Here is a 20,175-nt window from a genome sequence, read left to right on the forward strand (position 1 = left end):
TATTTTTTGCACTGGTTTCTTTATTATTTATGTTAAGAATGAAGATGTTTGAAACTAGAAAATTAGGCTTGTCGAGAGATGGGACTGGATCTCCCTGTTCAACCTGTTATTTTGACAGGTTTGAGGCGGTAGGTGGGAAAGCTGCCAAGAAACGCTCGTTATTTTGACAGGTTTGAGACGAGAGGAAGGAAAGTTGTCAAGAAACGCTCGTTATTTTGACAGGTTTGGGGCGAGAGGAAGGAAGGCAGTCAAGAAACGCTCGTTATTTTGACAGGTTTGGGGCGAGAGGAAGGAAAGCAGTCAAGAATCCGAGTTTATTTTGACAGGTTTGGGGCGAGAGGAAGGAAAGCAGTCAAGAAACGCTCGTTATTTTGACAGCTTAGAGGGATTAGCATGCAAACCTTTCAATAATCCCTCATAATCTAGACAGGTTTTGAGTCAAGAAGTAAAAAGCTGACTGAATCTGAATTGTCTTTGCGTTAAATTTACATTCCTGCTTATTAAATCAAACTGATATAACTGTCTATAGGCTATCCAGTACATTTTTTCCCTACAGAAGGTAAAAATAAAATGATGTACAAGCTGTGAGCGGGATATCCTGCTTTGCTAGGCTTGGTCTGGTAAAATGTAGATGGAGTGTTCGAACCCTGCTGTCGCCTTTCAGCTAAGCTGAAAGGCGGTGGCGGGAAGTTAAAAGAAGTAATTAGAGAAAACCAAGGATTCTTGATGAGATGATTCTAAATTAATTTGTGCTGATTTTTGGCTCATTGGCGTGAAGCTTACGCTTCACTGGCTTTTCAGCTTACGCTGAAAAGCTGCCGAGTGGGAATGAAACGCTGCGGGCAAATGCATTTGCCCGGTCGTTTCCTCCCCACTCGGCATGAGCCAAAAATCTTTTAAAGAATTTGTCAACAATCTACAGTTTTTGATATTCCTCTTTCCACTTCTAAGGTGTTGCTAACACTTTTCATTTGTTATAAGATTGTAATGAGAATAAAATGAGAATAGAGTTAAAGACGGCAATAGTCGGCTTAAAATCTTTTCTATATTGACGGAGGTATTATTATGGCAGGATCTGTATTATCAATTAAGGACCTTCAGGTTGAGATTGAAGGCAAGCAGATATTAAAAGGTGTGAACCTTGAAGTTAAGGGTGGAGAAATCCACGCGATCATGGGACCGAATGGTACTGGTAAATCAACTTTATCTTCTTCTATCATGGGTCATCCTAAATATGAAGTAACGAACGGTTCTGTTACTCTTGATGGCGAAGATGTTCTTGAAATGGAAGTGGACGAAAGAGCACGCGCTGGTCTTTTCCTTGCGATGCAATACCCAAGTGAAATCAGCGGTGTAACGAATGCTGACTTCCTTCGTTCTGCTTTGAACAGCCGTCTTGGCGAAGGCAATGAAATTTCTCTTATGAAATTCATCCGCAAGATGGATAAGCAAATGGAATTCCTTGAAATGGATCTTGATATGGCACAGCGTTATCTTAACGAAGGTTTCTCCGGCGGTGAGAAGAAGCGTAACGAAATCCTTCAATTGATGATGCTTGAACCAAAAATTGCAATCCTTGACGAAATCGACTCAGGTCTTGATATCGATGCATTGAAGGTTGTTTCTAAAGGAATCAACGAAATGCGCGGCGAAGATTTCGGCTGCTTGATTATCACTCACTACCAGCGCCTTCTTGATTACATCACTCCTGACTATGTTCACGTTATGATGCAGGGCCGCATTGTGAAGTCTGGCGGACCAGAACTTGCACAGCGCTTAGAAGCAGAAGGGTACGACTGGATTAAGAAAGAACTGGGCATCGAAGACGAAACAGTTGGGCAAGAAGCTTAAGCGTTGGGGGGATTTATAATGACTACGGAAACGAAATGGGCTTTTGACCAGGAGTACATTACTTCCTTCTCAAAAGAAATGAACGAACCGGAATGGCTGACCGAGCTTCGCACGCAATCTCTTGCAAAAGCAGAAGATCTTTCTATGCCAAGACCGGATAAGACGAAGATTGATAAATGGAATTTCACACAATTCGAGAAGCTGCTCGTTAAAAGCGATGTTTTTTCATCCATCGACGAGCTTCCTGAAGAAGTAAAAGCACTTGTTGACCAGGAAGCTAAGGAAAACAGCCTGTATGTTCAGCGCAACAACAAGCCTGCATACCTCCAGCTTTCCAAGGAAATGCAGGAGCAAGGCGTTATTTTCACTGATATTTTCACAGCGGCACGCGAATACAGTGATCTGCTGAAGAAATACTTCATGTCAGCTGTGAAAAACGACGAGCACCGTTTGACCGCTCTCCACACAGCATTCATGAACGGCGGGGCATTCCTTTATGTTCCGAAAAATGTACAACTGAACAGCCCAATCCAGGCGATCTTCCTGCATGATGATGCAGAAGCGAACTTGTTCAACCATGTGCTTGTTGTTGCTGAAGACAATAGCTCTGTGACATATGTCGAGAACTATATCTCAACTACTGGCAAAGTGAGCGGATTGGTTAACATCGTAACGGAAGCAATCGCTGGCCAAAATGCGAAAATCCAGTACGGTGCGGTTGATACACTGGCGGAAGGCCTTACAACTTATGTGAACCGCCGCGGCCATGCTGGAAGAGACGCACGGATCGAGTGGGCTCTGGGCATGATGAACGACGGTAACACCATTTCTGATAATGTTACCAACTTGGTTGGTGATGGTTCTTATTCCGACATTAAGACAGTTGTTGTCGGACGTGGAGAACAGACTCAGAACTTCACGACCAGCATCATCCATTTCGGTAAAAATTCAGAAGGCTACATCCTCAAGCACGGTGTTGTGAAGGATAGCGCTACTTCTATCTTCAACGGAATCGGAAAAATCGAACACGGCGCTTCCAAGTCCAATGCGGAACAGGAATCACGCGTTCTGATGCTTAGCGAAAAAGCACGCGGGGATGCGAACCCAATTCTTCTGATCGATGAAGATGATGTAACAGCTGGCCACGCAGCTTCTGTTGGACGCGTTGATCCATTGCAGCTTTACTACTTGATGAGCCGCGGTATTCCGCAGCACGAGGCAGAGCGCCTTGTCATCCACGGATTCCTTGCACCTGTTGTAAATGAGCTTCCGATCGAGGGAGTTAAAAAGCAATTGGTTGAGGTCATCGAAAGGAAAGTTAAATAATGAACGCCCGCGAAATTCGTGAATTGTTTCCGATTTTAAATCAGGAAGTCAATGGCAGCCCGCTTGTCTACCTTGACAGCGCGGCGACATCACAAAAGCCGGTGCAGGTGATCGAAGCGCTGGATAAATATTATCGCGAATACAACTCCAACGTTCACCGAGGTGTACACACTCTTGGAACAAGAGCGACCGATGGTTACGAAGGAGCAAGGGAAAAGGTCCGCAAGTTCATTAACGCAAAATCTATCGAAGAAATCATTTTCACCCGGGGAACTACAACTGCCATCAATACGGTAGCGGCAAGCTATGCCCGTGATAACCTTAAGGAAGGCGATGAGATTGTCATCTCCTACATGGAGCATCACAGCAATATCATCCCATGGCAGCAGGTAGCTAAAAAAACGGGTGCAACATTGAAATATATTGATCTGCAGGAAGACGGCACGATTTCACTTGATACTGTCAGAGAAACAGTGACAGAGAATACGAAAATCGTTTCGATCATGCAGGTTTCAAACGTACTGGGTGTCATGAACCCGATCAAGGAGATTGCCGAAATTGCCCACCAGAATGGTGCGATTATGGTTGTCGATGGCGCCCAGAGTGCACCGCATATGAAAATCGATGTCCAGGACCTTAACTGCGATTTTCTCGCTTTTTCCGGACATAAGATGTGCGGGCCGACAGGAATCGGCGTACTATATGGGAAGAAGGCCCTTCTTGAGAAAATGGAGCCGGTTGAGTTTGGCGGCGAAATGATTGATTTCGTAGGTCTCTACGAATCAACATGGAAAGAACTGCCGTGGAAATTCGAAGGCGGAACACCAATCATCGCTGGTGCGATCGGTCTGGGTGCAGCCATCGACTTCCTCAATGAAATCGGTCTCGACAATATCGAGAAGCATGAACACGCTCTTGCGGCCTATGCGATGGATAAAATGTCTGAAATTGACGGCATGACCATCTATGGACCGAAGGAAGCCGGCAAGCGTGCTGGACTCGTAACATTCAATATTGATGACGTACATCCACATGATGTGGCAACTGTATTAGATGCTGAAGGAATCGCCGTCCGCGCGGGCCACCATTGCGCCCAGCCGCTGATGAAGTGGCTGAAAGCGTCCGCGACAGCACGTGCAAGCTTCTACCTGTACAACACAGAAGAAGATATTGACAAGCTCGTAGCCGGACTTGTCAAAACAAAGGAGTATTTCAGCGATGTCTTTTAATAATTTAGATAACCTTTATCGGCAAGTTATTATGGATCACTATAAGAACCCTCGCAATAAAGGTGTTTTGGAAGAAGGCAGCCTGACAGTCAACATGAACAACCCGACATGCGGCGACCGCATCCAGCTGACGATGAAAGTCGAAGACGGCAAAGTTGCGGACGCGAAATTTGAAGGGGAAGGCTGCTCGATTTCCATGTCCTCTGCTTCAATGATGACGCAGGCGGTAAAAGGAAGAAACATCGAAGAGGCTTTAAAGCTTTCATCGGTTTTTTCCGACATCATGCAGGGAAAAGAATATGAAGAGGATGATCTTGACCTCGGAGATATCGAAGCACTGCAAGGTGTGGCGAAATTCCCGGCAAGGATCAAATGTGCTACTCTTGCATGGAAGGCAATGGAGAAAGGCCTGAAGGAAGAGGAAGACAGCCAATAAAAATCATCGCAGGATGATTATTCCGAAAGAGCTGCGGGGGATTGGCCTGCAGCTAACAACTACAAAGCAGGAAACCTGGTTTCCTTGCTTTAAGAATGGAGGAATTCGACGATGGCTAAAAAAATGCCAGAGATCGGTGATTATAAATACGGATTTTCCGATAAAGACGTTTCCATCTTCCGGTCTAAGCGCGGTCTGACGCGTGAAATCGTTGAAGAAATTTCGAAAATGAAGGAAGAGCCCCAGTGGATGCTGGACTTCCGTTTAAAATCATTGGAGCACTTCTACAATATGCCAATGCCTCAGTGGGGCGGAGACATGGCTTCATTGAACTTTGATGAAATCACGTACTATGTAAAACCATCTGAGAAATCTGAAAAGTCATGGGATGAAGTACCTGATGAAATCAAGGCTACTTTTGACAAGCTTGGAATCCCTGAAGCTGAGCAAAAATACCTTGCTGGTGTTTCTGCACAATATGAATCAGAGGTTGTATACCACAACATGAAGGAAGAGCTTGAAGAGCTGGGAATCGTTTTCAAAGACACAGATTCTGCTCTGAAGGAAAACGAAGACATTTTCCGTGAGCATTTCGGAAAAGTCATTCCTCCAACAGACAACAAGTTCTCAGCTTTGAACTCTGCGGTCTGGTCTGGCGGATCTTTCATCTATGTTCCAAAAGGAATCAAAGTGGATACTCCGCTTCAGGCGTACTTCCGCATCAACTCCGAAAACATGGGACAGTTCGAGCGTACACTGATCATCGTTGATGAAGGCGCGCACGTACACTATGTTGAAGGATGTACAGCTCCTGTTTACACAACGAACTCCCTTCATAGTGCGGTCGTTGAAATCATCATCAAAAAGGACGCATATTGCCGTTATACAACAATCCAGAACTGGGCAAACAACGTCTTCAACCTTGTTACAAAGCGTGCGGTTTGTGAAGCGAATGCGACAATGGAATGGATCGATGGCAACATCGGTTCCAAGCTGACTATGAAATACCCAGCAGTCATCCTTAAGGGTGAAGGCGCTCGCGGTATGACATTATCAATCGCTATTGCTGGTAAAGGCCAGCACCAGGATGCAGGTGCGAAAATGATCCACCTTGCACCGAACACATCATCAACCATCGTATCAAAATCAATCTCAAAGCAAGGCGGAAAAGTAACATACCGCGGTATCGTCCACTTCGGACGCAAAGCCGACGGCGCCCGCTCAAACATTGAGTGCGATACGCTGATCATGGATAACAAGTCTACTTCAGACACGATTCCATACAATGAAATCCTGAACGACAACATTTCTCTTGAGCACGAAGCGAAGGTTTCCAAGGTATCAGAAGAGCAACTGTTCTACCTGATGAGCCGCGGAGTCTCCGAAGAAGAAGCAACAGAAATGATCGTCATGGGCTTCATCGAGCCGTTCACAAAAGAACTGCCAATGGAATATGCCGTCGAAATGAACCGCCTGATCAAGTTCGAGATGGAAGGTTCAATCGGTTAATAGATGATTACGGGAATCCACCTGCCTCGGCAGGTGGATTTTTTTACCGTTTGAAAGAATATTGAATGAAATAAAATTTCCACTAAAATGGAAGACGGTGCAATTCTCATGCTTTACCATGCAATAATTTGATTTACCGCGCAATTATTTGTTTTAACCGTGCAATTATCTGTTTTACCGTGCAAATATCTGAAATGACCGTGCAATTAGTGCAGTACATCGTACACTTCATGGAGTTATAGGTAAGGTTGACACCTAATTTTTGTAAAAAGTAGTGATTATCTAGAATTTCGTAGTGAATCGGTCTATTTTCGTAGTGATAAGCTTCTTAAGTGTAGTGATTCCTTGTAAAATTGTAGTGATTCAACTCAAAAACGTAGTGATTAGCAACAACCAGAGACAAGGCGTCAATTAATAATGCGTTTTCCCCCTTCTATAAGCGGGAAATAAGGGTAGAACATGTCTTAGTTCTAGTTCAGCGCTTAATTGTGCTATTATGAAGGGAAAATGGAGGTGCACAGATGATTATTGTTGGCTTAACGGGTTGGGGAGACCATGACAGTTTATATGAAGGCAAGGTTTCGCCTCGTGATAAACTGAAGGAGTATTCCAGCCACTTTCCTGCAGTTGAGGTCGATGCCTCGTTTTACGCTGTGCAGCCTGTGAAGAACGCGGCGAAATGGGCAGAGGATACACCAGACAAGTTTCAATTCATTGTAAAAGCGTATCAGGGAATGACCGGCCATCAGCGCGGTGAAATTCCTTTTACAGATAAAAATGAGATGTTCACAGCCTACAAAGAGTCGCTGAGGCCCTATCTTGAGGCCAATAAGCATGCGATGACGCTGTTCCAGTTCCCGCCATGGTTTGACCTGCGCAAAGAGAATGTCGATTATTTGCGCTGGTGCCGCGAGCAGATGGGGGACATTGACTGTGCGCTCGAGTTCCGGAACCAGTCATGGTTTGCAGGTGAGATGCGCAATAAGACGCTTGAGTTCATGCAAAAGGAAAATTGGATCCACAGCATTTGTGATGAGCCGCAGGCAGGGGAAGGCTCGATTCCAACCGTGCTTCAATCCACATCCAAGAAGAAGGTCCTTGTCCGCTTCCATGGCCGTAATGTCCATGGATGGAACAAAAAGGGAAGAGGCCAGGATTGGCGAGAAGTACGTTATTTATATCGCTATAATCAGGCAGAATTGACAGAGTGGGCAGAGAACCTTCGAAAGCTTGATGAAGGGACTTCCCAGGTATTCGCCCTGTTCAATAACAATTCCGGCGGGGATGCGGCTGATAACGCGAAACAGATGATGGATTTATTGGATATCGAATATGAAGGGCTGAACCCGAGACAGCTTGATTTGTTTTGATACTGGATTCCCCTCCTGGAAGCAGCGAGGGGACACTTCATTTTAAAAGAGGAATGATGGTTCAATGGAAGAAATGATTCATATATACCATACGAATGATTTGCATAGCCATTTGGAGCACTGGCCGAGTATCCATAAGCTTGTAACTGAGCGGCGGCGCTGGCATGAGGAAGAAGGCGATGAGGTTTTCGTTTTTGATATTGGGGATCATATGGACCGCTGGCACCCATTATCAGATGCTACAAGGGGGAAGGCGAATTGCCGACTGCTGAATGAAGCCGGTTATGATGCCGGAACCATTGGGAACAATGAAGGCATTACACTTCCATTCGAGGATCTGGATTCGATGTATCTGGAAAAAGAATTCGAGATGCTTGTGGCGAATCTATTCAATCAGGATGGAAGCCGTCCGGTTTGGGCAAAGCCTTATCATGTGTACATAAGCAAAAAAGGCACAAGGATCGGAGTAATTGGTGTCACGGTCAATTTCGGGCGCTTCTATGAGCAGCTCGGATGGAAGGTGACCGACCCAGTGGAGGAAATTGAGAACTGTGTCGATGAGTTAAAAAAACAAAGTGATGTCATCATTCTGTTATCCCATCTCGGGATTCATGATGATGAAAGGATTGCAGAACAGTTCCCGGAAATTGACGTCATTCTTGGCGGGCACACACATCATATTTTACATGAAGGGAAAGAGGTTGGCTCGAGTTTGCTCGCGGGTGCTGGCAAATTTGGATATTACACCGGCCATGTGACTGTGAAGCTGGATGTGGATTCAAAGCGGATTTTGCAGAAAACGGCTCTTCTGTACGATATGAATGAAGCCGGCCAGGCGGAAGACGAAAAGGAGATGGCTGCAGCCTATTACATGGAAGGAAGAGAACTTATGGGTGAGCCGGTGGCGAATCTGCCTGCTAAGTTAACAGCCGACCCCATGCAGCATACCGAACTGGCAAGGCTGCTCGTTCAGGCTTTAAGAGAGTGGTGTGATGCAGACTGCGCCTTTATGAATGCTGGCATGATTCTTAAGGGCCTCAAGCAGGGGGATGTAACGAGATTCGACCTCCTCGAAATCTGTCCGCACCCGATCAATCCATGTACGATCAACATGTCAGGTGCGGAACTGAAAGAAGTACTCCTTCAGACAAGGGATGAATCATGGCCCCATCTGCAGATAAAAGGACTTGGCTTCCGCGGCACCGTGATGGGTGTCATGGAGTACGACGGGATTGAGTTTCGCCAAAAGGGCAATGTCCAGCAAGTGTTCATCAACGGCGAGCTCATTGATGCGAAAAAGCAGTACTTGCTCGCCATTCCCGATATGTTCACGTTCGGCCGGTTTTTTCCGGAAATCCAGCGTGCTGAGGAAAAACGATACTGGCTGCCGGAGTTCCTCCGCAATCTGCTTGAGTGGAAGCTTACAAATATGACCATTAATATTTGATCAAAATATCACGCTTTCCCTGTCATCTTCATAGAGTGTTATTGGGATTGAAGGGAGGAGTTGTGGTCATGATCGATATGTCACCCATTGAACTAGAAGGCAAAACATTTTTATGCATATCTGTAAAATTGCCAAAGACAAACCTTCTTGTCGTTACCGGCGACAAAGGATATATAATGTGCGGCGCCCTTGATGTCGCGCTTCTCAATGAAAAGCTCAAAAGCAGGAAAGTCATTGCAGGCAGGGCGGTTGGCGTGAAAACGATTGAAGAATTGCTCGAAGCCCCGCTTGAGTCCGTCACATTCGAGGCGGAGAACCTTGGCGCCATAAAAGGGATGGTCGGCAGGGAAGCATTGCTGCTAATGAATTAAACAGGCTTTTCATATATAGAAACAACTACTTAAAAAGACAGCCTGAAGAGCTGTCTTTTTTGTGTACTCCATGTGAATTTTTGCAGAAGCAGTATAAAAAGTGAGTTTCCATTCCGATATAATGATTGAATGCAAAAAATGGGCTCGTTTTTTCCCAACTCAAAAAGGAAAACGAATGACCCAATGATTTGTAATTGTGATAGAATACAAGAAAATATTGTCGTTTTATGTAAAATTTTCTTTATTCATGATAAGGCAGACATAGCCGCCAATTAACAGATAAAGTGGGAATGAACATGAGACTCGTAGCCACCACATCGGTAGAGGAAGGGGCTTTACTCGGGAAAGCCATTTATAATGACAAGGGCCAAATCCTGCTGAATGTGGGCGTACGGCTCGAGCGGAAGATTCTGAACAGGCTTGAAGAGTTTGGGATTGATTATATCTATATTAAAGACCCTGATACCGATGATATCATCGTGAAAAACGCGATACCAGATGAAATGCGGATCAATGCGATCATGACAATCGGGGAAACTTTTAAACAGGTTCAGCTGGATTCCAAGATCTCACAAACCTTCGTGCTGGAAAAATCGGCGAGGAAATTCAAGAAGCTGATTGTTGCTTTACTTGATGAATTGAAGAGCAGCAAAGATCTTTTGAACCTGCTTTCGGATGTATTCCTGCATGACCATTATATTTTTTCGCATAGTTTGAACGTCACGCTTTACTCGCTTGCGATTGGAATAGAAATGAAGCTCTCTCCAAAAGAACTTGAACAGCTGGGGCTCGGGGCGATTTTGCATGATGTAGGGAAAATGAAGGTCCCTGAAGAAATTTTATCAAAGCCAGGCAAACTGACTGCGGAAGAATTCCAAATCATCAAGGCCCATGCTGAGGACGGCTTCCAGATGCTCAGGAATATTCCGACTGTCCCGCTGATTGTTGCCCATTGTGCGTATCAGCATCATGAACGTTTGAATGGAGCGGGATATCCGCGCGGTTTAAAGGAGGCTGAAATCCACTTATTCGGAAAAATCCTCGGAGTGGCGGATGTATTTGATGCTGTCACATCCAATCGGGTATACCGGCCGGCAATGCTGCCGCATGAAGGCCTGGAAATCCTTTATTCCGGTGCAGGCAGCCTGTTTGATCCAAAGATCGTAGACGCGTTCCGCAGAGCTGTGGCCATCTATCCAATCGGCCTGACTGTCACCCTGAGTGATGGCCGGAAGGGAGTCGTAGCACAACAAAATCCTGGCTTGAGCGAGCGGCCTGTTGTCCGTATTCTGGAGGACAGCGGCCAAAGAGTGGAACCGTACAACCTGGATCTAAAAGCCAATCTATCACAAATGATTGTCAGCTGTGATACGATCATACAATACGAGTATGCAACGAATTATTAATTTCGTTCTGCTAAGTGAAATTCCTTTTACTATAAGTCAAAGTAATTATAGTTTTTAGGCTAGTTCCCCCCTTTGAAGCATACATATAGCTTTAGAGGGGGGATTTGTTTTGGCAAAATTCGGCCGGCGGCTGCCTCGGAAAGGGCCATTGCCTTTCAGGTATGTATTCCTGCTGACATTCGTATTTTTTTCCTTTTCCACTGCCGCAGGACTTTGGATCATCGATAAAGGACTTGAACCGACTTTGATGAAATATGCTGAATCCCAGACAAGAAAAATTGCGACTCTGGTTATCAACAAGGCAATCAACAAAAAAATAGCCAGCGGGATGGATATTGATAAAGTAATTGAATTTGTACCGGTGGATGGAGGTACAACCACTGTGGTGAAATTCAACACAGAAATCATCAACCGGGTAAAAGCGGAAACAACCAATATTGTACAAATGAACCTGAAAGAAGCAGAAAGAGGGAATCTTACCTCTCTCGAAATGTTATCCGATGTCGAGCTCGTAACCGATGAAAAAGACAGGGAAGAAGGAATCATTTATTATGTTCCTTTGGGTCAGGCGACCAACAATGCGCTGCTCGGTAATATGGGGCCAAGGGTTCCAGTGAAGTTCAATGCAATTGGCGATGTGACGGCCGATGTCGTCTGGGATACTGAGGAGCATGGGATCAATAATACCCTTATAAATGTATCGGTCAGGGTAAAAGTGAATGTGCAAATCATTATTCCTTTTGCGACCGAAATCGCAACCGTTCAGGAAAATATTCCGATTGGCAGCTTCTATTATCCTGGAAAAGTACCGCAGTTCTACAATGGCGGAGGAGATACATCCCCAGCCATCCAGCTTCCTGGCGAATAATAACAGTTGTCAAGTTAGTGATATTGTTATATTATAAAATCAATTGAATAATAAACCACATCATTCCGATGGGGTAGAGGCGCAGGATTCAAGAGTAAGCTGTGTGAGGATGACAACGTTGACCACAGCAGAAAGGGAATTTTGCCGAAGTAATAAAAAATGAGTCGCATTTTTTATTGCTGGGGATACTTTGAACAGGAGTATCACTGTCATTATGGAGGTATATCCATAATGGGGAGCTACAGATCGTGATGGAGACACTAGTTGCTTATTAAGGGCAGCGATAGAATGTTCTCTATCGTTGCCCTTTTTTATATTTTTATAGAAAGTGGCTACAACTCTTTTCATGGAACAGTTTCCCCCCTGTCAAAAACAAGGAGGAGAAAGAATGGAGAACACAATTTTCTCATTGCTGCCGCCATTATTGGCTATTTTGATGGTAGTGATCACAAGGCGGGTGCTATTGTCTTTGGGGACAGGCATCGTCGCAGCAGCGTTTTTGCTTGCTGACTTTAATATCATTGAAACATTCGCTATTATGTGGGATGCAGCCAAGGGGATAGTCATCGCTGATGGCGAACTGAACACGTATAGCCTATACATCATTTTATTTTTGCTGCTTTTGGGTACAATTACAGCCTTCATTTCTATTTCAGGAGGAAGCCGAGCGTTCGGCGAATGGGCAATGAAGCGTGTCAAAACAAGAGCTGGGGCTCAATTAGTCGGTGCTTTCCTTGGCATTATTATTTTTATTGATGATTATTTCAATGCACTGGCTGTAGGGCAGATCACTCGTCCAATCACGGACCGCCAGAAGGTTTCGCGCGCAAAACTGGCCTATATAATCGATTCAACTTCAGCACCAATGTGTGTCATCTCTCCGATTTCCAGCTGGGGTGCTTATATCATTGCATTGATTGGTACAATCCTTGCTGCACACGGCGTGAATGAATACAGTGCGTTCTCAGGGTTCATGCAGATCGTGCCGATGAACTTCTATGCTCTTGCAGCATTGGCAATGGTGTTCATTGTTGCTCTTAGGAATGTTGAAATCGGCCCAATGAAAAAGCATGAGGAACTTGCGATTACGGAAGGAATTGTTGTTCCTCAGGACAAGCCGGTACCAGGGGAACTGAAGGATGATCTGCCAACGAGTACGAAAGGTACTGTTGGAGACCTTGTATGGCCGATTGTAGCCCTTGTCGTAGGAACAGTAGGCATGATGCTCTGGACAGGCGCAAGTGCTGTTGAAGGAAAAGTAACCATTTTCGGTATTTTTGAAAATACAGATGTCACCAAATCTCTTGTAACTGGCGGATTGTTGGGACTTGCTGTAGCGTTGATTCTTTTTGTCAGACAGGCGGCTGTATTAAAAGGCGTCAATGCCAATGTCTTTGGAAAAGGACTAGCTGAGGGCATTAAATCAATGCTTCCGGCTATCTATATTCTCGTTTTTGCCTGGGTCATCGTTGACCTGATTGGCCGGCTTGAAACAGGTAAATATCTGGCAGGCATCGTTGAAAGCTCAAACATCAATATTGCCTTCCTGCCATTCCTGTTGTTCCTCGTAGCCGGAATCATGGCGTTCTCAACAGGAACATCATGGGGATCATTCGGAATACTGCTTCCGATTGCAGGAGATATCGCAGCGGCTGCTGATATTACAATTCTTTTGCCTGCTTTAGCAGCTGTCCTGGCTGGTGCAGTTTTTGGAGACCACTGCTCGCCAATTTCCGATACAACGATCCTATCATCAACAGGTGCTGGTTCACATCATATGGACCATGTCATGACACAGCTGCCATACGCGCTGATTTCAGCAGCAATTTCTGCTGTCGGATTCCTGGTCCTCGGTTTTACAGGCAGCACGCTCGCAGCTCTTGCAGTAGTGGCCATCCTGCTGGTTGCTTTTGCGTTCATCTTCGGAAGCAAAACAAACCAGGAAGAAGTACTGAAAGAAAATCTAGCAGAATAATGAAAAAGCTGTCTGGTATCAGACAGCTTTTTTTCATAATTTTAAAATAGCGGGAATAGAATCCTAATTAATAGGAGTTTTAGTATAGTTGGGAAAATTTTATCGAAAAAAATTTATTATGACGCAAATAATATTTTGACAAGCCATTAAAAACTAGCTATACTATTTCTAGACCAAATAATCTGAAAATATAAAACTTTCTAATTCATCAATATTTTCCAGGTGATTAGAAGGCAAGGGGGATTTATAAATGGAAAATCGTCCACAGTGGGGCACGAGGGCAGGATTCATTCTTGCTGCGGTAGGTTCGGCAGTCGGGTTGGGAAATATTTGGCGCTTCCCGGGTGTAGCTTATGAGAATGGCGGGGGAGCATTCTTCTTCCCATACTTATTTGCTTTATTAACAGCAGGTATCCCAATTTTGATTTTGGAATTCACCATCGGTCATAAGTACCGCGGATCTGCACCATTAAGTTATTTCAAGATGCGAAAAGGCGCAGAATGGCTTGGCTGGTGGCAGCTTGCTATTTCTTTTGTCATTTCGACGTATTACGCAGTCATTATCGCATGGGCAATGTCCTACGCTTATTTCTCGCTCAGCAAGCAGTGGGGAGACGATCCGCTTAGCTTCCTTGTTGGGGATTATTTAAAGGTAGTGGACGCTGGCCAGGTAGGCGGTATCGTACCAGGTGTATTCCTGCCATTAGTCATTGTATGGGTCATTTCTCTTGGTATTTTGTTCAAAGGCGTCAAGAAAGGTATTGAAGTAGCGAACAAGATCTTTATTCCTGCACTTGTTATTTTATTTATGATTATTGTTGTTCGCGCATTGACTCTGGATGGAGCAATTGATGGTGTAAACGCATTTTTCAAGCCTGACTGGAGCCAGATCCTGAACGGTAAAGTATGGGTAGCGGCATATGGACAGATTTTCTTCAGTTTATCGATCGCATTTGCAATCATGATCACGTACTCAAGTTATCTTCCTAAGAAATCTGATATTACAAACAACGCTTTCATTACTGCTTTTGCCAACTCTTCCTTTGAATTGCTGGCTGGTATCGGCGTATTCGCGGCATTGGGCTTCATGGCAATGCAGCAAGGCGTTCCAATTGATGAAGTGGTAAGCAAAGGGGTTATCCTTGCATTTGCGGTCTTCCCGCAGATCATAAATGAATTGCCGGCGTTCAGTGCGGCGTTCGGAGTACTGTTCTTCGTCAGCTTAACACTGGCAGGACTGTCTTCGTTGATTTCAATCGTTGAAACATATATTGCCGGGGTACAGGACAAATTCAATGTTTCCCGTACTAAGGCAGTAGCAATCGGCGGCGGTCTATCTGCATTGGTTTCCATCCTGTTCGCAACACAGGGCGGCTTGAATTTCCTTGACACAGCAGATGCGTTCATCAATAACTATGGTGTCGCTCTTGCCGGTCTTGTTGAAGTAGTCTTCATTGTATGGGTTGCAAAGGAACTGAAGAACCTGCAAAACCATGCTGATGCAATTTCTGATATCCGTCTTGGAAGCTGGTGGGTGATTTCCCTGAAATACATCACTCCAGTAGTATTGGGTATCATGATGGTCATGAACATCATGACAGATATTAAAACAAGTTATGGCGGCTATCCAGTCATGTTCAATGTCTACTATGGATGGTTTGTCGCAATCGGTGCTGTTATTGTTGGATTCATTTTTGCAAAAGCAAAGAAATGGGATACTGCACTTTATGAAGTTCCACAAGACAAGGGGGTTGCTAAGTAATGGATGCTAGCGCAGTTGCAATGATGGTAGTGGGTATGGTCATTATCTGGGGAGGACTCGCAGCAAGTGTAATTCATGCTGTTAGAAAAGCCCGTTCATAAGAAAAGACAAAAGGTCAGCCTGAGGATAGGCTGGCCTTTTTTGATGTCTATCTTTTCTTCAACCTCGCTCTTTCCTGCCTGGACCATAACTTCAAATGAGGGTATGGATCGAAGGACCATTCAGTATAGCCATTGTCCTTGTACATGCCATAATGCAGGTGCGGGGGGAATTTCCCGCTGGTTCCCGGCGGCCCGTACCCGGAGCTTCCCACACCGCCTATGACCGTTCCAGGCTCAACGATCTGCCCTACTCTAAGGTCCTTGGCAAACCCGCTCAGGTGGGCGAAGTAATGGTAGGTATTATTGATATCACGGATGCCGACCCGCCATCCGCCATATTTGTTCCAGCCTTTCATTTCAATAATGCCATACCCTGTGGCTCGGACTGGTACTCCATAGCCGGCGAAAATATCCGTCCCTTCATGGATCCGTCTGCCGCCCCAACCGCGTGCATCTCCCCAAGTGTTGTTATAGCTGTGGTTGCTCCGAAGCGGGAGAGGGAATACATGTGTATCAAGGTCCAAGCGTCCAAAATGCTTGTAGATCATCGCTTTTCCTATGATGATTCCGACTGTCTTATCGCGTTTATAGTAATTCCAGAGGCCAATTTTAATATTCTCATGGTCTGTACCGTAATTCAGGAGATATTGGGCGAAAGCCTGCATTACATCTTCATCATCCTTCAGGCTTGCTTTGCTGTCACCATTTCCATCGAACCCGATTCCATTGAAAAATTGTATGGAAACTGGATTGTCATCCTCCAGATTTGGATTCAGAAGTCCAGCCCACTCTTCCGGCTTGAAGTAAATTCCGGCAGTACCTTCAGCTTTTGGCAAGTCCTTTCTTGCCTGGCGGACATTCCGTTCATATTGATCCACCGCAGCAATATAATACCAGGGAATCTGGGTAACCGCTTCAACTTGAGTGTAGAGATCCATTCTCTTTTTATAGATATCCTGGTCCTGCTCAGCTGCAGATGCTAAATCCACAGAAAGGACAGGACATAGGAAAAAAAGAACGATAACTGCTTTAAGGAATTTCACCGTAATCCTCCCTTCATGATTTGACTCCTTTATTTTCCAGCTCGAGCATATAAAATATGCTTCCGCTTGTCTTCTGTTAGTTTGCGATGATGGGGGTTTTTCATAAATATCAAATAATGGTAATCGCAAAGATATCGTACTTGTCGATAGTATTCCATTATGTTAAAGTGACATCAGAAGCTGTATGCCAGCCTTGATTTTTTCATGGTGTTCTTGAGGAAGTGCAGCAGGAATGGAGTGAAAATAATGAGCAAAAAAGAGGTACAGAGAAAGCCTGATTGGCTGAAAATAAAGTTAAATACGAACGAAAACTATACGGGCTTAAAAAAGATGATGCGCGAGAAAAACCTACATACTGTGTGTGAAGAAGCAAAGTGCCCGAACATCCATGAATGCTGGGCAGTTAGACGGACTGCGACCTTCATGATCCTTGGCGATGTATGTACGCGTGCATGCCGTTTTTGTGCTGTAAAAACGGGACTGCCTACGGAACTTGACTGGCAGGAGCCAGAAAGAGTAGCGGATTCCGTTACCCTAATGAACCTTAAGCACGTCGTCGTAACAGCGGTAGCCCGCGATGACCTGAAGGATGGAGGGGCAGCTGTATTTGCTGAGACTGTAAGAGCAATCCGCCGGAAAAATCCGTTTACCTCTATTGAAGTACTGCCTTCTGATATGGGCGGAGTTGCAGAAAACCTGCAGACACTGATGGATGCTCGCCCGGATATTCTTAACCACAATGTCGAAACGGTAAAGCGCCTGACACCTAGAATCCGTGCTCGTGCTACCTATGAACGTTCACTGGAATTCCTGCGCAGGGCAAAAGAAATGCAGCCGGACATTCCGACAAAGTCAAGCATCATGGTTGGCCTGGGCGAAACGAAGGAAGAATTAATCGAAGCAATGGATGATTTGCGTGCGAACAATGTGGACATCCTTACACTTGGCCAATATTTACAGCCTTCCAAAAAGCATCTTGAGGTACAGAAGTACTACCATCCGGATGAGTTTGCCGAGCTAAGGGAAATTGCACTGGCGAAAGGCTTCAGCCATTGCGAGGCAGGCCCTCTTGTCCGTTCATCCTACCATGCCGATGAACAGGTCAACTCAGCAGCGAAACATAAACAACAGCTTGCAGAGCAGGAAGCACAGCAGGCATAATTGATTTGCACAAGCGAAAGCTAAAAAAGAGTTCAGCATTCAATACGCTGAACTCTTTTTGTTATTTACCTTTGTTCATCTGCCTTGAAAGATCATCTTTGTCTGTCTCTTCATTGAGTTCTCCCTTGGCTTCACCATTGGCGTTTTCACCTGAACTCATATCGCGGCCTTGAGGAGATTTAAGCATCTGCTTGATGACGCCATCGACCAAATCGTCGACATTGCGGCTATCGGTATCAAGCGAGGCGAAGTTCTCTACTTCATTTCGCAGGCTAGTATCGTCTGAAACGTATACATGGAACCAGCGAGGAACGACTGACATCGCCATCCGTTTCACCTGGTCTGCAGTTTCGTTGCGATTTGCAGAATCTGTCTGGTATACAATTAGTACTTCCTCATCAGTTACAAGTGTTGACACATCATCGACATTCGGTGCCATCAAACTGAACCTGCTGATCATATCGGCGATACGCTCGCGGTCGATCGCTTCGTATGCGTTTTCTGGATTTTCCGTTCCCATTACACCAGTTCTCTGCTGACGGACATATCCGAAGTCCTCGCTTCTATTTTTCAATCCTTTACGTCCATCTTCGTTATATAAGTCTGGACGCTGATCATTAACATTCAGTGTGTTTCCGCTTTGCTGGTAAATACCAGTCCTGCCATCACGGCCTTCCTGTGCGGCATTATCGTCACCCGCAGCACATCCAGTCATAGCCACTGTTCCGCAAATACCAAGAGCCATTAATGCTTTTTTCAATTAAAACACCCCCTATTGATTAGAATGGCTCCGAAATTATTTTTTTTGCTTAGTAATTGATGGGGAATAAGTTATAATTAAGAAAAGCGCAGGCACGTTAGCTTGTTGACCAAGACAGATCGTTATGGAAAAAGAGGTGGACCTACCAATGATTTGCATCAATAACCTATGCTATGAAATAGTGGATGAAGAACGGAATGGCTTTAATGAGGAAGCATTTCGAGCCAGATACAGCGAGATTCTGACGAAATATGACTATATAGTTGGTGACTGGGGATATGGGCAGCTTCGCTTAAGAGGCTTTTTCGATGACCAGAACCAGAAATCAACATTCGATACGAAAATCAGTACGGTAAGTGAATACTTATATGAGTACTGCAATTTTGGCTGTGCCTATTTTGTCGCCAAGAAGGTAGCGAAGCAAGGTCAGGATAAATAGAATAGAAAACGAAGGAATGCTCCAATACTGTGATTGGAGCATTCCTTTTTTTACATGTCGCTATATGGCGGCTGCTCACTTTCGCTCGGGTCATCATGGGTTGGGTGGGCACCAGCTTCTTTTCTTGGTGTACCCTGATGAAGGGACTTGAATTCATAATTGAAGTTACTGTAGGTCCGTTGTCCCTCACGCCAAGGTGTGCTTTTACCCTCAACCGGTTCATCCATCCGGAATGGCGAACCATATGGTCCATCAGGTAAGTCTTCAGCCGTTATATAGTTCTTTTGCTTTTCAACATTCGAAAAATCAGAGTACTTTTCGCTGTCTTCCTTGCTCATGAACTCACCTTCTTTTGCTTGTTGTCTTTTTAGTATTTCTTTGAAAAGACAAATCAAACAAACAGTTCATTCCAGATTAAAGGATTGGCCGCAGGAATGAGCGAAGTTCTTCCGCATCTTCTTCGGATAAGTTGTAGGCATATTCGAGATAGCCTTCTTCATCAAGGTCATCGTGGCCAAGGATCGCGAATCGGCTCCCCTGGATATCCAATACGATACTCTTGCCATAATATCTTCCTGTCTGCAGGATGGCAAGGTCAAAACGCTGGTTTTCACCCACAAAGCTTACAAAGCGTGTTTTTGTCGCTTCTGTTTCATCGTATAAAAAAAATTGTTCCGTCATCGTGAACCTCCTATGTGCTGTAAAAGTATGTATTTTTTCAACCATCACAAGATGCGGCTTGTGTTCGAGAGATGGTGTGCTGTGATGTAGCGGACAGTGTCCTTCGCATTCCAAAATCTCTCTCCTCCATTTTGGCAGCATTCTCACCCACCATCAATCTTACCAGAAAAACTTTTGTTTCTGAATTTATCTTTGCGGGAAAATGCGAAAAGACCTATTTCAGACAGGATTAGTAGGGAAAGGATTTAAAAACCAGTCACAGTTCGGACAGGTTTGGGAGGAGAACAAGGAAAGCTGTCAGAAGTAGCGCCGAGTTCGGACAGGTTTGAGGGAGTAACAAGAAAAGCTGTCAAAAAAAACCCGTAATTCTGACAGGTTTAGGTGAGAAGCATGAAAAGCTGTCAAAAAACCTCCGTAATTCTGACAGGTTTGAGGGAGAA

The 20,175-nt window shown here is 44.9% G+C and carries 19 protein-coding genes and 1 riboswitch; of the genes, 15 read left to right on the forward strand and 4 right to left on the reverse strand.

The genetic code is table 11. The features are described from left to right. The first annotated feature begins 1,065 nt into the window (after positions 1-1,065). From sufC to FS736_RS14515, 13 genes are all read left to right on the forward strand, one after another. A complete protein-coding gene (sufC, locus tag FS736_RS14455) occupies positions 1,066-1,851 on the forward strand; it encodes a Fe-S cluster assembly ATPase SufC (RefSeq protein ID WP_144478499.1) in 786 nt (261 codons plus the stop codon). Between the two features lie 18 nt (positions 1,852-1,869). Continuing rightward, positions 1,870-3,177 carry a Fe-S cluster assembly protein SufD gene (gene sufD, locus FS736_RS14460; protein ID WP_144478501.1) on the forward strand — a complete coding sequence of 436 codons (1,308 nt, stop codon included), beginning with the start codon at positions 1,870-1,872 and terminating at the stop codon, positions 3,175-3,177. Continuing rightward, positions 3,177-4,406 (forward strand): cysteine desulfurase, encoded by a 1,230-nt coding sequence (locus tag FS736_RS14465; RefSeq protein ID WP_144478503.1) that lies wholly within the window; start codon positions 3,177-3,179, stop codon positions 4,404-4,406. Before sufD ends, FS736_RS14465 begins: the two co-directional genes overlap by 1 nt. After that, entirely contained in the window at positions 4,396-4,842 is a 447-nt protein-coding gene (gene sufU, locus FS736_RS14470; protein ID WP_144478505.1) for a Fe-S cluster assembly sulfur transfer protein SufU, read from the forward strand. The genes FS736_RS14465 and sufU overlap by 11 nt, the downstream gene beginning before the upstream one ends. Positions 4,843-4,953: 111 nt before the next feature. Continuing rightward, positions 4,954-6,351 (forward strand): Fe-S cluster assembly protein SufB, encoded by a 1,398-nt coding sequence (gene sufB, locus FS736_RS14475; RefSeq protein WP_144478507.1) that lies wholly within the window; start codon positions 4,954-4,956, stop codon positions 6,349-6,351. A 521-nt stretch (positions 6,352-6,872) separates the two neighbouring features. Beyond that, a complete protein-coding gene (locus FS736_RS14480; protein ID WP_144478509.1) occupies positions 6,873-7,721 on the forward strand; it encodes a DUF72 domain-containing protein in 849 nt (282 codons plus the stop codon). Between the two features lie 64 nt (positions 7,722-7,785). Then, a complete protein-coding gene (locus tag FS736_RS14485) occupies positions 7,786-9,168 on the forward strand; it encodes a bifunctional metallophosphatase/5'-nucleotidase (protein WP_144478511.1) in 1,383 nt (460 codons plus the stop codon). Positions 9,169-9,236: 68 nt separating this feature from the next. Beyond that, positions 9,237-9,539, forward strand: coding sequence for a YunC family protein (locus tag FS736_RS14490; protein WP_144478513.1), 303 nt, complete (start codon positions 9,237-9,239; stop codon positions 9,537-9,539). Between the two features lie 296 nt (positions 9,540-9,835). After that, entirely contained in the window at positions 9,836-10,945 is a 1,110-nt protein-coding gene (locus FS736_RS14495; protein WP_144478515.1) for an HD-GYP domain-containing protein, read from the forward strand. Positions 10,946-11,054: 109 nt separating this feature from the next. Next, complete coding sequence (gene yunB, locus FS736_RS14500) at positions 11,055-11,813, forward strand: sporulation protein YunB (RefSeq protein WP_144478517.1); 759 nt, start codon at positions 11,055-11,057, stop codon at positions 11,811-11,813. Between the two features lie 66 nt (positions 11,814-11,879). Then, positions 11,880-12,063: riboswitch (Lysine riboswitch) on the forward strand. 138 nt (positions 12,064-12,201) lie between these two features. Further along, complete coding sequence (locus tag FS736_RS14505) at positions 12,202-13,788, forward strand: Na+/H+ antiporter NhaC family protein (protein ID WP_144478519.1); 1,587 nt, start codon at positions 12,202-12,204, stop codon at positions 13,786-13,788. A gap of 250 nt (positions 13,789-14,038) precedes the next feature. Continuing rightward, positions 14,039-15,550: a sodium-dependent transporter gene (locus FS736_RS14510; protein WP_144478521.1), complete on the forward strand. Its 1,512-nt coding sequence runs from the start codon at positions 14,039-14,041 to the stop codon at positions 15,548-15,550. Continuing rightward, a complete protein-coding gene (locus FS736_RS14515) occupies positions 15,550-15,651 on the forward strand; it encodes a methionine/alanine import family NSS transporter small subunit (RefSeq protein WP_144478523.1) in 102 nt (33 codons plus the stop codon). Before FS736_RS14510 ends, FS736_RS14515 begins: the two co-directional genes overlap by 1 nt. A 47-nt stretch (positions 15,652-15,698) precedes the next feature. On the opposite strand, the gene FS736_RS14520 is transcribed toward FS736_RS14515, so the two are convergent. Further along, entirely contained in the window at positions 15,699-16,640 is a 942-nt protein-coding gene (locus FS736_RS14520) for a M23 family metallopeptidase (protein ID WP_251543282.1), read from the reverse strand. A 300-nt stretch (positions 16,641-16,940) separates the two neighbouring features. Here FS736_RS14520 and lipA point away from each other — a divergent pair, with 300 nt between their 5' ends. After that, complete coding sequence (lipA, locus tag FS736_RS14525) at positions 16,941-17,855, forward strand: lipoyl synthase (RefSeq protein ID WP_186326802.1); 915 nt, start codon at positions 16,941-16,943, stop codon at positions 17,853-17,855. Between the two features lie 61 nt (positions 17,856-17,916). Here the strand turns inward: lipA and FS736_RS14530 are convergent, their stop codons facing one another. Next, positions 17,917-18,615 (reverse strand): YhcN/YlaJ family sporulation lipoprotein, encoded by a 699-nt coding sequence (locus tag FS736_RS14530; RefSeq protein ID WP_144478525.1) that lies wholly within the window; start codon positions 18,613-18,615, stop codon positions 17,917-17,919. A gap of 148 nt (positions 18,616-18,763) precedes the next feature. On the opposite strand from FS736_RS14530, the gene FS736_RS14535 reads away from it, so the two are divergent. Then, positions 18,764-19,054: a YutD family protein gene (locus tag FS736_RS14535; RefSeq protein ID WP_144478527.1), complete on the forward strand. Its 291-nt coding sequence runs from the start codon at positions 18,764-18,766 to the stop codon at positions 19,052-19,054. A gap of 50 nt (positions 19,055-19,104) precedes the next feature. Here the strand turns inward: FS736_RS14535 and FS736_RS14540 are convergent, their stop codons facing one another. Further along, positions 19,105-19,392, reverse strand: coding sequence for a cytosolic protein (locus FS736_RS14540; RefSeq protein ID WP_144478529.1), 288 nt, complete (start codon positions 19,390-19,392; stop codon positions 19,105-19,107). Positions 19,393-19,468: 76 nt separating this feature from the next. Next, complete coding sequence (locus tag FS736_RS14545; protein WP_144478531.1) at positions 19,469-19,735, reverse strand: DUF3055 domain-containing protein; 267 nt, start codon at positions 19,733-19,735, stop codon at positions 19,469-19,471. Positions 19,736-20,175: the final 440 nt, after the last annotated feature.

It is taken from the genome of Cytobacillus oceanisediminis 2691, from assembly GCF_007678455.1.
Lineage (GTDB): Bacteria > Bacillota > Bacilli > Bacillales > Cytobacillaceae > Mesobacillus > Mesobacillus oceanisediminis_A.